Source organism: Staphylococcus rostri (assembly GCF_002902145.1).
In the GTDB taxonomy this organism is placed as follows: domain Bacteria; phylum Bacillota; class Bacilli; order Staphylococcales; family Staphylococcaceae; genus Staphylococcus; species Staphylococcus rostri.
The window spans coordinates 1-228 of record NZ_PPRF01000139.1 but is presented as its reverse complement, the minus strand read 5'-3'; the positions used below and the strand labels follow the sequence as shown (position 1 = coordinate 228).

Annotated in this window: 1 protein-coding gene; it reads left to right on the top strand. The window is 35.1% G+C overall.

The window, feature by feature from the left end:
* Positions 1–228 (top strand): transposase (locus CD122_RS11455; protein WP_142381211.1); only part of this gene is annotated, 228 nt, incomplete at both ends.

Genomic DNA, 228 nt, shown 5'->3' with positions numbered 1-228 from the left:
AAGCTTTCAATAAATATTATAACCATAGAGGTCCTTCATCTTACCATCCAAAAATGATGTTAAAAATAATCTTATATGGCTATGCGCACTCAGTATTTTCAGGAAGACGCATTGAATTTCTGTTAAAAGACAGTTGTCGAATGATGTGGCTTGCGCAGGGTCAAACACCTTCATACAGAACAATTAATCGCTTTAGAGTTAATCCGTATATGATGGAATTTCTGCACA